The following is an 11,651-nucleotide window of genomic DNA, read 5'->3' as shown; positions in this document are numbered from 1 at the left end:
GCTGGCCGTGGCCGAGGCGGTCGGCCTGCTGCCGACCGCGGTCACCGTCCATGTGGGCCGGGCGGGCGGCGGCTTCGGGCGGCGCATCTACCCCGACGCGGAGGTGGAGGCGGCGCGCGCGTCCAAGGCGCTGGGCCGCCCGGTGCGGCTGCTGTGGACCCGTAACGACGACATGCGGCACAGCCGCTGCCGCCCCGCCAGCCACCACCGGGTGCGGGTCGCGCTGGCGGCGGGCGGGGCGGTGCTGGCGTGGCAGCACCAGATGGTGCAGACGGCGTTTCCGCCGATCTCCGAGCTGGAGAAGGCGGTTCCGGTGGTGGGCTGGGAGGCGTTCTTCGCGCTGCAGTCGCTGCTGCCGTACGACTGGGCGCTGCCGGTGCAGCTGCTCACGCCGGTGGATGTGCCAGTGCCGGGCGGGGCGTGGCGGTCGGTCTTCAGCGGGCAGCTGACGGTCGCGAACGAGCTGGTGCTGGACGAGGTGGCCCACGCCGCGGGCCGCGACCGGCTCGCCTTCCGCCGTACCCACGCGAAGGGCGAGCGCGCCAAAAGCGTGCTGGACAAGGTGGCGGAGGCGGCCGGCTGGGGCCGCGCGCTGCCCTCAGGACAGGCGCAGGGGGTGGCGCTGCACGAGGAGTACGGCAGCACCGTCGCCCATGTCGCCGAGGTCGATGTCGGCGGCGGCGCTCCCCGTGTCACCCGCATCACCGTCGCCGCCGACGTCGGTCTGCCCGTCAACCCGCGCGGCGTCGAGGCGCAGCTGCAGGGCGCCGCGATGGACGCGGTCGGCATCACGCTGACCGCCGGGCTGCACGTCAGCGACGGCGCGGTGGTGGAGGGCAGTTACGCCGACTACCACTGGCCGCGGATGCGCGACGCCCCCGCCCGCGTCGATGTCCACCTGCTGCGCTCCGACCACCGCATCGGCGGGGTGGGCGAGCTGGGCTTCCCGTCGGCGGCCGCCGCCATCGCGTGCGCGGTCGCCCGCGCGACGGGCACGACGCCGCGCAGCTTCCCGATCGCCTTCTGACGCCTGCCGAGAAAGAGCCTCCGATGCCCAGCTACACCTTCACCCTCAACGGCACCGAGACCACCGTCGACGCCCCCGCCGGCATGCCGCTGCTGTGGGTGCTGCGCGAGCTGCTCGGCGTCACCGGCCCCAAGTACGGCTGCGGCGTGGGCGTCTGCGGCGCCTGCACCAGCCACCTCGACGGCGCCGCCTTCCGCCCCTGCGTTACGGAACCGGCCGCCGCCGCGGGCCGCCGGGTCACCACCATCGAGGGCCTGGCCGACGGCGAGGACCTGCACCCGGTCCAGGAGGCCTGGCTGGCTGAGGACGTCGCCCAGTGCGGCTACTGCCAGCCCGGCCAGATCATGACGGCCGCCGCGCTCCTCGCCCGTAACGCCGACCCGTCCGATGCCGCGATCTCCGAGGCGATGAGCGACAACGTCTGCCGCTGCGGCACGTATATCCGCATCCGCGCCGCGATCAGGCGGGCGGCGCAGGGCTAGGACGTGTTTGAGATGTGGTCACAGTGCTTGGCGTATCAGGGTCAGTTGGACGGTGGCTTCGTAGCGGACGGCGAGCTTGTCCTACCGGGTCGCCACACCGCGGGCCTGTTTCAGCAGCCCGATCCGGCACTCGACCTTGTGCCGGCGCTCGTACATCTCCCAGTCGAAGCCGGGTGGCCGTCCACCGGCCGTGCCGCGCCGCCGACGGTGGCCGGCCTGGTCCCGCTTTTCCGGGATGGTGTGCGGGATCTGCCGGCGGCGAAGGTATGTGCGGATGGCCCGGGAGGAGTAGGCCCGGTCGGCCAACACATGGCCCGGCCGCGTACGCGGATGCCCGCCGCCGACCCGCGGGATGCGGATGCGGTCCATGACCTGGGTGAACACCCAGGCGTCGGCCCGCTGTCCGGCGGTGACCACGGTCGCAAGGACGTGGAAGGACGCATCGACGGCGAGGGGCAGCTTGGTGGTCAGGCCGCCGCGCGAGCGGCCGAGCGCGTGGTCGTCCGGCTCGGCCGCCAGGCCGTCGGCAGGCGTCCGGCACGGGCAACAGCGCTTCCAGCCGCAGCCATTGTTCGTCCGTCAGATCACCCCGAGCCATCCCATGATCGTTTCACGACCTTGATCGACATCTCAAACCCGTCCTAGACGGCGCGAACGTGGAAGATGGCGAGTCGGGCGTCGTGCCCGTCGACGTTCATGTTGACGGTCCTGGTGGTATTCAGGGTGATCTGGACGGAACCGTTGCCGGGCAGCCAGTGCAGGCGGTCGATGCCGGTGCCGAACGCCTTCTGCTCCGCGGCCAGGTCCGAGGCGGTACCGAAGTTCGGACGGTTGGTGTCCGCGCCCCAGATCACGAGTCGGCCCGCGTTGTGGTGCGCGAGTGACCTCGCCTTGTGAATATCGCGCATCAGCCACCATTCGTCCTGTAGGTCCGTGCGCTGGTCACCGTTGAAGGCGTTCGCGATGTAGTGGGTGTTGAGCACCGCGAACTCGACAGCCGGGTGGTCCTGATGCCGGACGACGACCTCGTTGAACCAGCGTGACGGGGTCACGCCGGGGATGCCGCCGTGCGCGCGCTGGGTCCGGCTCGAGACGACGACCCAGGGCCTGCCGACGCAGATCGGGATTCGGAACGACGTCTCATGGCGTAGGAACGCCTTGGTGTAGAGCGGGCCGAAGTAGTGGTCGATCATGGCTTCTTCGCCGGTGTCGCCCTCGCTGATCTCCTGGAAGCAGACCAGCGGCCGGTTCTCGCCGTCGGCGTTGCGCACCGCATCGAACGCGGCGTCCCGGGCGCCGAGGTTGTCCCGGCCGACGTTCGCTGTGATCACCGGCAGCCGGAACCAGTCGGTCGCGGCCGATGCGCTACCCGTGGCCGCGGCGGTGCCGACGACCGCGCCTGCGAAAAGGCCGCCGCCGACCGAGAGTGCCTTACGCCTGCTCACCATGCTTGCCACAGTCGGACTCCCGTCAGTGCCGAGATGCGGGCACGAGGTTGACGATGGGTGGTCTTGGCAGTGATCGCCACATGGCGAAGCTGCCGCTGCCCAGCGGTACCTGGCCGTTGGGCGATCGGGATCTTCTACGTCCCTCGACGCCCAGAGCTGCAGTGGCACGCCATAGCCGCGATGAGCCCAGGCCGTCGCCCGATGATGACATGTACAACGTAGTAACAGTAGACAGTGGCACGTAACTCGGCGCGGCCGTCAGCGAAGTCGTGAACGTCCCGCAGCCCGCCGGTAGGTCCGACGCACGTCTGATCCCGACCTGCCGGCGCCGGAAGAGGGTGTACGCGGTCTCTCACGGACCACACCGCTCGGGTACGTCCCGCCAGGGCGAGCCGGTTCGCGCCCGCCACCAGATCCCGTCGAAGACCGGCCGTCGGTCGCGCGGCGGCCGGCCCGGCTTCGGCTGCTGTGGCAACAGCGCTTCCAGTCGCAGCCATTGTTCGTCCGTCAGATCGTCCCGAGCTATCCCATGATCGTTTCGCGACCTTGATCGACATCTCGGACAGGTCCTAGTTCACAGGGTGGACGGCGACGAAGGGGAGGTAGTCGCGCCCCGCGAGGAAGTAGTCCTGCGCGGTCCCGTCCGTCTCCACCCCGCACAGCTTCATCAGCTTTGCCGCGGTCCGCGGGTGCCGGCCGGCATAGCGGGCCATCAGCCGGCCCGACTCCTCCGGCCCCAGCGGCTCGGCCCTGGCGGGCATCCGGCGGCGGCCGACCTGGATGGTGACCTCGGGGTTGGCCCGGATGTTGCGGTACCACTGCGAGGTCGGCCCGAAGCCGGACACGAGGTAGTACGTCCCGGACTCCCGGTCGTGCCCGGTGACCTCCAGCACCACCTGCCGCGGCTGCCCGCTCTTCCGCCCGATGTGCGTCAGCAGCAGGAAACGCCCGCCGAGCAGCCACCCCAGATGCCAGCGGTACAGCCGCACCGGCGCCCGGAAGAGCAGCCGGCGCAGGCCGGTCGGGGACGGGGTCGCCTTGGTCTTCCGGGGCATGTCGGGAGTTTATGTCTAGGCTTGTCCCGATAAAGGGAAGCAGGAGGCATGAACGGACTCTCCGCGGCTGAGCGGGAACTGCGCGCCGTGGCCGCGCACCGGCTGACCGACGTCGTCACCGAGGCATTGACAGCGAACTACGGCGCGACCCGGGTGGAAGTGCGCCTGGCCGACTACGGGGTGCGCAGCCTGCAGCTGGTGGAAGCGGTGCCGCTGACCGCGGACCCGGTCTCCCTCTACGACACTTCGCAGGGGCGCGCCTTCGTGGCTCCCGAGCCCGTCGTCATCGAGGACCAGGACACGGACACCGTGACCGCGCACCTGCCGGTGGGCGTACGCGGCGACCGGGCGGGCGTCCTCTCCGCCACCTTCCCCCGTACGGCCGATGTCCGCGGCCTGCTGCCGGAGCTGACCTGTCTGTGCGAGGCGCTCGGGCACGAGATCATCGTCGCCGACCGGGACACCGACCTCTACTTCCTCGCGCGCCGCACCGCCCGGCTCACGCTCGCCGCCGAAATGCAGTGGCAGCTGCTGCCCGGCCGCTCCTGCCGGCGCCCGGAATTCGCGCTCGGCGCGCATCTGGAGCCCGCCTACGACATCCGCGGCGACAACTTCGACTGGTCCGCCTCCGCGGACCACCTCATGCTCGCCGTCACCAACGGCATGGGCGAGGGGATCAACGCGGCCATGCTGACCAGCCTCGCCGTCAACGCCATGCGCAACGCCCGCCGCGCCGGCCTCGGCCTCGCCGACCAGGCCGCGCTCGCCGACCAGGCCCTTTATGGCCAGTACCAGGGCACGGAATACGTAGCCATGCTGCTGCTCCGCTTCGAGCTCGCGACCGGCGAGGTGGAGGTCGTCGAGGCGGGCTCGCCGCGCGCCTGGCTGCTGCGCGACGGCACCGTCGAGCGCCTGCAGTTCGACTCCCAGCTGCCGCTGGGCATGTTCGAGGACACCCCGTACACCGGGGAGCGCATCTCGGTCCGGCCCGGCGACCGGCTGCTGCTCGCGAGCGACGGCGTGTACGAGACGGCGTCGCACACCGGCGAGGCCTTCGGCGAGCGGGCGCTCGCCCGGTCGCTCATCGACAACCGGCAGCTGCCCGCGGCCCAGGTGCCCAGGACGGTGCTCCGCGAGCTCGCCGAATACCGGGGGAGCAGAGCGATCGACGACGCCCTGGTCGCCTGCGTCGACTGGTACGGCGCGCCCTAGCCGGCGGTTTTCCGCACCGCTTCCCGGAACGCCTTGAGCCCTTCGAAGAGCGCGGCCCGCTCCTTCGGCGGCATGGCCATCAGGGTCGGCTCGAGGTTCTCCTCGCGCCGCCGCCGCAGGTCGTTCAGGTATTTCTTCCCCTGCGGCGTGAGATGCAGCTCCAGCTCGCGGCGGCTCACCGCGCTGGGCTGGCGGTCCAGGAACCCCAGCGCCTGGAGGCGGTCGCACAGCCGGCTGATCGCCGACGGGGTCGAACCCAGCAGCTCTCCCAGGGTGCGCAGATTCATGCCCTCGGCGTGATCGAGGGAGTAGAGCACCCGCAGCTGCGAGGCGGATACCGGGGCGGTGGAGACGTCCTCCCGCCCCCGCTCCCACAGCACCTCGAGCAGCTCGATGACCTCGCCGACCGTCTCGCGCACGGCGACAACTATACGTGCACAGGTATGTACCACCTGTCCGTTTTTGAGCGTCGCTGGGTCCTATGTATAGTTTCCTTACGGCAACAGTTTCCTTGCTGCATCCGAAGGGCGAAATGTCGCGCATTGACCTGAAGAAGGACGAGGAAGATTCGGCCGTCGTACTGAGGGCGGCCGAACAGTTCGCGGATCTCTTGGGCGCCAAACCAGGTTCGGTGTCCTCCATCCGCGCGAGGAAGGAGGGCTGGGTGGCAGACGTGGAGATAGCACTGACCGAGCGATGTCCCCGTACGACCAGCATCAAGGCCACATACAGCGTCACGCTCAATTCGCGGGGCGAGCTCCGCAGCTACCGGCGGACGCGGCGCTACACCCCCGGGGAGGGAATATGACCACCGCGGAAGCCCCTGGGCGCCGCAACCGGCACCCGCACGACGACGCCCCGGACACCGCCGCCACCTTCGCCCGGCTGGCGCAGACGCTCCCCGGCTCCGCCCGGCAGGCACTGTGCGAGCAGCTGGTGGCCGCCTGGCTGCCGATGGCCCACCGGCTGGCCGGCCGCTTCCGCAACCGCGGCGAGCCGCTGGAGGATCTGCAGCAGGTCGCGGCGCTGGGCCTGGTCAAGGCCGTCGAGGGCTACGACCCGGAGCGCGGCGGCGCGTTCGAGTCGTATGCCATCCCCACCATCATCGGGGAGATCAAGCGCCACTTCCGCGACCACAGCTGGCACGTGCACGTGCCGCGGCGGGTGAAGGAGCTGCGCGCCAAGGTCCGCCTCGCCGTCCAGGAGCTGAGCACCGGCGTCGACGACCGCTCGCCCACCGTGGCGCAGCTGGCCGGGCACACGGGGCTGTGCGAGGAGGACGTGCTGCTGGCCATGGAGGCGCTGGGCAGCTACCGCAGCCTGTCGCTGGACGCGGAGATGGGCCCGTACAGCGACGGGCAGACCATGCCGCTGGTCGAGACGCTCGGCGTGGAGGAGCCCAGCTACGACCACGTGGTGGCGCGCGAGTCGGTCAAGCCGCTGCTCCGCGAGCTGCCGGAGCGGGAGAAGCGGATTCTCTATCTGCACTACTTCCAGGAGCTGCCGCAGCGCTCCATCGGCGAGGAACTCGGCATCTCCCAGATGCACGTCTCCCGCCTGCTGAGCCGCAGCTACCAGCAGATCCGCCGGCACGTGGAACGCGAGACCCCGCGGCCGGCAGCCGCCCGCGACACCGAGGCCGCCTGACCGGCGGGTGTCGGCGGGTGGGGTTGGTGTTACCCGGCACCCAGGCACGTCAACGGAGGAGGAGACCATGCCCGCAGGTTCGAACGCCAAGCGCGAGCGGCAGTACGAGCACGTCAAGGAGGGCGCCGAGAAGCGCGGCGCCTCCACCAAGCGCGCCAAGGAGATCGCCGCGCGCACGGTGAACAAGGAGCGGGCCCAGACGGGTGAGTCGAAGCAGGCCTCCCGTACGGCCAAGAAGGACAAGCCCGCACCGCAGCGCGGCGGCGAGCGCTCGCACCGCGGCCCGGTGAGCCCGACGCGCGACCAGCTCTACAACGAGGCCAAGCAGCGCAATATCGAGGGCCGTTCGAAGATGAACAAGCACCAGCTGGAGAAGGCCCTGGGCCGCTGATGCCGGGGCCCGGCGCCCGCCGGTAGAGCTGCTTCCTCTGCCTCGCCCCACCCCGTCCGTCGTAGGCGCTTGCGTCGGTCCGGGCCTCCCGGCGGCCCGGCCGGTATAGGTGATCGATCAAGGGGCATCCGGGCCGCGAGGGCGGTCGGTGACCGCGGGAGAGGAGTGGTGTGAGCAAGAAGGACGGGCTGCGGAGCTATCGCGGGAAGCGGCACTTCGACCGGACAGGCGAGCCGGGCGGCGAATCCGCGGCGCGCGACGCGGCGGCCGGCGACGAGCCCGCGTTCGTGGTGCAGATCCACGACGCGCGCACGATGCACTTCGACTTCCGCCTCGAGGTGGACGGCGTGCTGAAGTCCTGGTCGATCCCGAAGGGCCCCTCCACCGACCCGCACGACAAGCGGCTCGCGGTGGAGACGGAGGACCACCCGCTGGAGTACCAGGAGTTCGAGGGCGTGATCCCCGAGGGCGAGTACGGCGGCGGGACCGTGATCGTCTGGGACACCGGCAGCTACCGGCCGACCAGCCACGACAAGCAGGGCCGGCCGGTGCCGTTCGACGAGGCCCTCGACGCGGGCCACGCCACCTTCGCCCTGCACGGGCAGAAGCTGCGCGGCCGGTACGCGCTCACCCGCTTCCACGGCCGCGAGGACGACGGCGGCTCCGGCGGAAAGCCGACCTGGCTGCTCGTCCGGACCGGTTCCGGAAGCGGCGGCGGCACTCCCGACCCGCGGCGGGCCCGCTCGGCCCGCAGCGGCCGCACCCTGCGGCAGGTGGCCGAAGAGGAAGCCGGCACGAGCGCCGAGAACGGCGGTGCCCGGCGATGACGAGCCTGCCCGGCGCCGACCTGGCGGCGAAGCCGATGCTGGCGACGCTCAGCGACCGGCGGGACTTCGGCCCGGGATGGATCTTCGAGCGGAAGCTGGACGGCATACGGGTCCTGGCGGTCCGCGAGCAGGGCCGGGTCACCCTGCTGTCGCGCTCCGGGCGGCGGCTCAACGCCACGTATCCGGAGATCGTCGACGCGCTCGCCGCGCAGGACTGCGCGGACTTCACCATCGACGGCGAGATCGTCGCCTATTCCCACGGCCGTACGGACTTCGCCCGGCTCCAGCAGCGGATGGGCCTGACCCGCCCGGCCGAGGTGGCGGCGAGCAACGTCGCCGTGACGTACTACGTCTTCGACCTGCTGCGGGCGGACGGCCAGGACGTGCGGCGCGAGCCGCTGCGCACCCGCAAGTCCCTGCTGCGCCGCACGATCAGCTTCGCCGACCGGTCGCTGCGCTTCAGCGCGCACCGCAACGAAGGCGGCGCGGAGCTGCTGGCCGACGCCTGCCGGCGCGGCTGGGAGGGGCTGATCGCCAAGCGCGCGGACAGCCCGTACCAGCCGCGCCGCTCGGACGACTGGCTCAAGCTGAAGTGCGCCCGCGGCCAGGAGTTCGTGGTGGGCGGCTTCACCGAGCCGGCCGGCAGCCGGGTGGGTCTCGGCGCGCTGCTGCTCGGCTATTACGAGGACGGCGAGCTGCGGTACGCGGGGAAGGTCGGCACCGGATTCGACCGGCGCACGCTGCTCGATCTGCGGAAGCAGCTGGATGAACTGGAGGCCGGCCGCTCGCCGTTCGCGGGGCGGGTGTCGGAGCACGGCGCGCACTGGGTGGCGCCGGAGCTGGTGGCGCAGATCGCCTTCGCCGAGTGGACCCGCGATGGCATGCTGCGCCATCCGCGCTATCAGGGGCTGCGGGACGACAAGGCCGCGGCGGATGTGGTCAGGGAGCGCGCCGACGGCTGAACTGCCGGGCGTCAGCCCTGGTCGCGGGCCTCCGCCCCGGTCTCGCCGGCATCCCCGGCGTCCTCGCCGGCGACCCGGCCGACGTGCCGCCCGCCGCCCGGGCCTGCCGGGCGTGCTTCGGCCGTGGCCGCGTCCTGCGCGACATCGGTCTCGTACGGCGTATCCGCGGGGCGGCTGCCCGAGCCCCATCCCTGACGGAGCTTGCCGAACCACTGCTGCCCCTTGGCCCAAAGCTTCATGCGCGGCCGGGTACCCGGCCCCCGCGGATCCGATACGCCCCGACGCGGCCTCAGCGGGTGTCGACGATGCCGCCGGTGATGGCGATGACCTCGCCGACGGTGAAGCTGGAGTCGGCGTCCGAGGCGAGGTGGACGTAGGTGGGAGCGATCTCCTCCGGCTGCGCCGGGCGGCCCAGCGGGGCCTCGCTGCCCAGATCCCGCAGGCCGTCGCGGGGCATGTGCGGGTCGGAGACGTTCAGCGCGGTCCACACCGGTCCGGGAGCGACGATGTTGGCGCGGACGCCGCGCTCGGCCAGGTGCGGGGCGATGGACTTGGTGAAGGCCACCACCGCCGCCTTCGAGGCCGCGTAATCCATCATCGTGGTGCTGCCCTTGAGGGCTTCCTCGGTGGCGGTGGCGATGATCGCGTCCCCGCGCTCCAGGTGCGGCAGCGCCGCCATCACCAGGTGGAAGTACGCGTAGGCATTGACCTGGAACGTCCGGTCCCACTCCGCGGCGCTGAGCTGCTCCAGCTCGAGCTTGGTGTTGAGGTAGGCGGCGTTGCTGACCAGGATGTTCAGGCCGCCGAGCGCGTCGACCGTGCGCTCCACGCAATGCCGGCAGAAGTCCGCGTCGCTCAGATCGCCGGGGATCAGCACGCACCGCCTGCCGGTGTCCTCCACCAGCCGGCGGGTGTCCTCCGCGTCGGGCTGCTCCTCGGGCAGATAGACGATCGCGACATCCGCGCCCTCGCGGGCGTAGAGCAGCGCGACCGCCCGGCCGATGCCGGAGTCGCCGCCGGTGATCAGCGCGCACTTTCCGGTCAGCTTCCCCGCCGCCTTGTAGCGCTCCGCCTGATAGCGCGGCCGGGGATGCATGTTCCGCTCGAGCCCTGGCGGTTCCTGCTTCTCCCCCGGGAATTCGGGCGTGGGCTCGGCCGCCACCTGCGATTGCCGGTGCGACATGGCACCCCCTTCTCCGTGATCTTTCCGGTGCGTCGTCCGGGTGCCCGGCGCGGCGTCGGCAAAACGGCCGGTGCCGTCAAGCGGGACCCGCGCCGGCTAGAAGCCGATCTCGTCGGCTGCCCGGAGGTCCGCGCCCATGTTGCGCTCCATCATCCGCAGCGCCGCTTCCGCGAGATCCGCGTGGATGTGGGCGACCGCGTCCTTCGCCACCGTCACGTCGAGGTGGCGGATGTGCGCGTCCAGGGCGGAATAGAGCACGCACTGCTCCGTCACCTGGCCGGTCAGCACGATGCGGCGCACGCCCAGCTGCGAGAGGAGATAGCTGAGCGGCGTCTCGAAGAAGATCGAGTGCCGGGCCTTGACGATGAACAGTGCGTCGTCGTCCGGCAGCAGCGGCTCCACCAGTTCGGGGTGCGCGCCTTTGAGCGCGGAGTTCACCAGCTCGCCGTGGTGCGAGCGCCATTCGCCGAAGTTGTCGTTGGCGTAGATCACCGGGACCCGCCGCTCCCGCGCCCGGCCGATGAGCCGCTCGATGGCGGACACCGCCTCGGCGGCGGACGGCACGAGCTGCTCGGCGTCCTCATGGTCGTACGTATTGATCATGTCGATGACGACGAGTGCGGTGCCGTCGCTGCGCGGTTCCATACGCTCCAGGTTCCACGGAGCCCGGCGCCGGAACTCGGGCGCCACGCCCGGGCACGGGTCCGTAACATCTGGCCATGCCTGACGACGACATGATCAGCCGGCCGCTCTCCGACACCGACCGCACCCGGCATCGCCGGCTGCGGGAGCAAGGGGGGCGGGAGCGGGCCGAGTTGGACGCGATACTCGACGCGGGTTTCTGCTGCCACCTCGGCGTGGTCGTCGACGGCTGCCCGATGGTGGTGCCCACGGTCTACGGGACGGACGGCCGGCAGCTGTATCTGCACGGCTCGGTGGCCAGCCGCAGCCTCGTCGCGGCGCCCGACGCTCCTGTGTGTGTGACGGTCACGCACATCGACGGGCTCGTCCTCGCCCGCTCGGTCTTCGAGCACGGCGTCAACTACCGCAGCGCGATGATCTACGGCGCCCCGCGGGTGGTGACGGACCCCGCGGAAAAGCTGGAAGGCCTGCGCATCCTCACCGAGCAGGCGGCGCCGGGCCAGTGGGACTACGCCCGCCGCCCTTCACGCAAGGAACTGGCCGCCACGACGCTGCTCGCCCTGTCGCTGGGGGAGGCGTCGGTGAAGACCAGCAGCGGCCCGCCGGAGGACGGCGACGGGCCGGACGCGGGGCTGGGCGCTGTCGCTTATACACATCTGACTCTGCCGACGATTACCAATGTGTAGCGCCCGGTTGACCACCTATTTCTCATGGATCAACTACCTCTTCGGGATCTTCCTGATCTGGACGGCCTGGAAGCTGATAAAGGAGGCGA

General features: G+C 71.1%; 16 protein-coding genes and 1 pseudogene. 9 read left to right on the top strand and 8 right to left on the bottom strand.

Features of this window, described 5'->3' with window-relative positions; all coding sequences use genetic code 11:
• On the top strand, positions 1–1,027 hold a 1,027-nt coding region (locus G5C51_RS34500), incomplete at its 5' end, for a molybdopterin cofactor-binding domain-containing protein (RefSeq protein ID WP_165243451.1).
• 23 nt (positions 1,028–1,050) lie between these two features.
• Complete coding sequence (locus tag G5C51_RS34495) at positions 1,051–1,509, top strand: (2Fe-2S)-binding protein (RefSeq protein WP_165243449.1); 459 nt, start codon at positions 1,051–1,053, stop codon at positions 1,507–1,509.
• An 84-nt stretch (positions 1,510–1,593) separates the two neighbouring features.
• On the opposite strand, the pseudogene G5C51_RS34490 reads toward G5C51_RS34495, so the two are convergent.
• The 4 genes and pseudogenes from G5C51_RS34490 to G5C51_RS34475 all read right to left on the bottom strand — a co-directional run.
• Positions 1,594–2,019: pseudogene (locus G5C51_RS34490) on the bottom strand (transposase); the annotation flags it as partial.
• A gap of 131 nt (positions 2,020–2,150) precedes the next feature.
• Positions 2,151–2,957, bottom strand: coding sequence for a hypothetical protein (locus G5C51_RS34485; RefSeq protein ID WP_206314648.1), 807 nt, complete (start codon positions 2,955–2,957; stop codon positions 2,151–2,153).
• 352 nt (positions 2,958–3,309) lie between these two features.
• Positions 3,310–3,468 (bottom strand): transposase, encoded by a 159-nt coding sequence (locus G5C51_RS34480; RefSeq protein WP_276617697.1) that lies wholly within the window; start codon positions 3,466–3,468, stop codon positions 3,310–3,312.
• 58 nt (positions 3,469–3,526) lie between these two features.
• The gene (locus G5C51_RS34475) at positions 3,527–4,012 is read right to left on the bottom strand and encodes a nitroreductase family deazaflavin-dependent oxidoreductase (RefSeq protein WP_165243443.1); all 486 of its coding nucleotides are present in this window, start codon (positions 4,010–4,012) and stop codon (positions 3,527–3,529) included.
• Between the two features lie 48 nt (positions 4,013–4,060).
• Here G5C51_RS34475 and G5C51_RS34470 point away from each other — a divergent pair, with 48 nt between their 5' ends.
• Positions 4,061–5,224: a PP2C family protein-serine/threonine phosphatase gene (locus tag G5C51_RS34470; RefSeq protein WP_165243441.1), complete on the top strand. Its 1,164-nt coding sequence runs from the start codon at positions 4,061–4,063 to the stop codon at positions 5,222–5,224.
• On the opposite strand, the gene G5C51_RS34465 is transcribed toward G5C51_RS34470, so the two are convergent.
• Positions 5,221–5,643, bottom strand: coding sequence for a MarR family winged helix-turn-helix transcriptional regulator (locus G5C51_RS34465; protein ID WP_338118405.1), 423 nt, complete (start codon positions 5,641–5,643; stop codon positions 5,221–5,223). The genes G5C51_RS34470 and G5C51_RS34465 overlap by 4 nt on opposite strands.
• A 113-nt stretch (positions 5,644–5,756) precedes the next feature.
• Between G5C51_RS34465 and gvpO the strand changes: the two genes are divergently transcribed.
• The 5 genes from gvpO to ligD all read left to right on the top strand — a co-directional run bounded on the left by gvpO (position 5,757) and on the right by ligD (position 9,051).
• A complete protein-coding gene (gene gvpO, locus G5C51_RS34460) occupies positions 5,757–6,032 on the top strand; it encodes a gas vesicle protein GvpO (RefSeq protein ID WP_165243437.1) in 276 nt (91 codons plus the stop codon).
• Positions 6,029–6,871, top strand: a complete 843-nt coding sequence (locus G5C51_RS34455; RefSeq protein WP_165243435.1) for a SigB/SigF/SigG family RNA polymerase sigma factor — start codon at positions 6,029–6,031, stop codon at positions 6,869–6,871. The genes gvpO and G5C51_RS34455 overlap by 4 nt, the downstream gene beginning before the upstream one ends.
• Before the next feature lie 67 nt (positions 6,872–6,938).
• Positions 6,939–7,262: a plasmid stabilization protein gene (locus tag G5C51_RS34450; protein WP_165243433.1), complete on the top strand. Its 324-nt coding sequence runs from the start codon at positions 6,939–6,941 to the stop codon at positions 7,260–7,262.
• 170 nt (positions 7,263–7,432) lie between these two features.
• Complete coding sequence (locus G5C51_RS34445; protein ID WP_165243431.1) at positions 7,433–8,089, top strand: DNA polymerase ligase N-terminal domain-containing protein; 657 nt, start codon at positions 7,433–7,435, stop codon at positions 8,087–8,089.
• Positions 8,086–9,051, top strand: a complete 966-nt coding sequence (gene ligD / locus G5C51_RS34440; protein WP_165243429.1) for a non-homologous end-joining DNA ligase — start codon at positions 8,086–8,088, stop codon at positions 9,049–9,051. Before G5C51_RS34445 ends, ligD begins: the two co-directional genes overlap by 4 nt.
• A gap of 11 nt (positions 9,052–9,062) precedes the next feature.
• Here ligD and G5C51_RS34435 read toward each other — a convergent pair whose 3' ends face one another.
• The 3 genes from G5C51_RS34435 to G5C51_RS34425 all read right to left on the bottom strand — a co-directional run bounded on the left by G5C51_RS34435 (position 9,063) and on the right by G5C51_RS34425 (position 10,879).
• Entirely contained in the window at positions 9,063–9,290 is a 228-nt protein-coding gene (locus tag G5C51_RS34435; protein ID WP_165243427.1) for a hypothetical protein, read from the bottom strand.
• 50 nt (positions 9,291–9,340) lie between these two features.
• Complete coding sequence (locus G5C51_RS34430) at positions 9,341–10,234, bottom strand: SDR family oxidoreductase (RefSeq protein ID WP_165243425.1); 894 nt, start codon at positions 10,232–10,234, stop codon at positions 9,341–9,343.
• A 96-nt stretch (positions 10,235–10,330) separates the two neighbouring features.
• On the bottom strand, positions 10,331–10,879 hold the full coding sequence (locus G5C51_RS34425) for a cysteine hydrolase family protein (protein ID WP_165243423.1): 549 nt from the start codon (positions 10,877–10,879) through the stop codon (positions 10,331–10,333).
• Between the two features lie 74 nt (positions 10,880–10,953).
• Here G5C51_RS34425 and G5C51_RS34420 point away from each other — a divergent pair, with 74 nt between their 5' ends.
• A complete protein-coding gene (locus G5C51_RS34420) occupies positions 10,954–11,562 on the top strand; it encodes a pyridoxamine 5'-phosphate oxidase family protein (RefSeq protein ID WP_240930119.1) in 609 nt (202 codons plus the stop codon).
• Positions 11,563–11,651 lie beyond the last annotated feature (89 nt).

Origin of the sequence: Streptomyces coryli, assembly GCF_011044975.1 — a bacterium.
Taxonomy (GTDB): Bacteria; Actinomycetota; Actinomycetes; order Streptomycetales; family Streptomycetaceae; genus Streptomyces; species Streptomyces coryli.
Note: the sequence above shows the minus strand (reverse complement) of the source record. Positions and strands in the feature narration are given on the sequence as shown.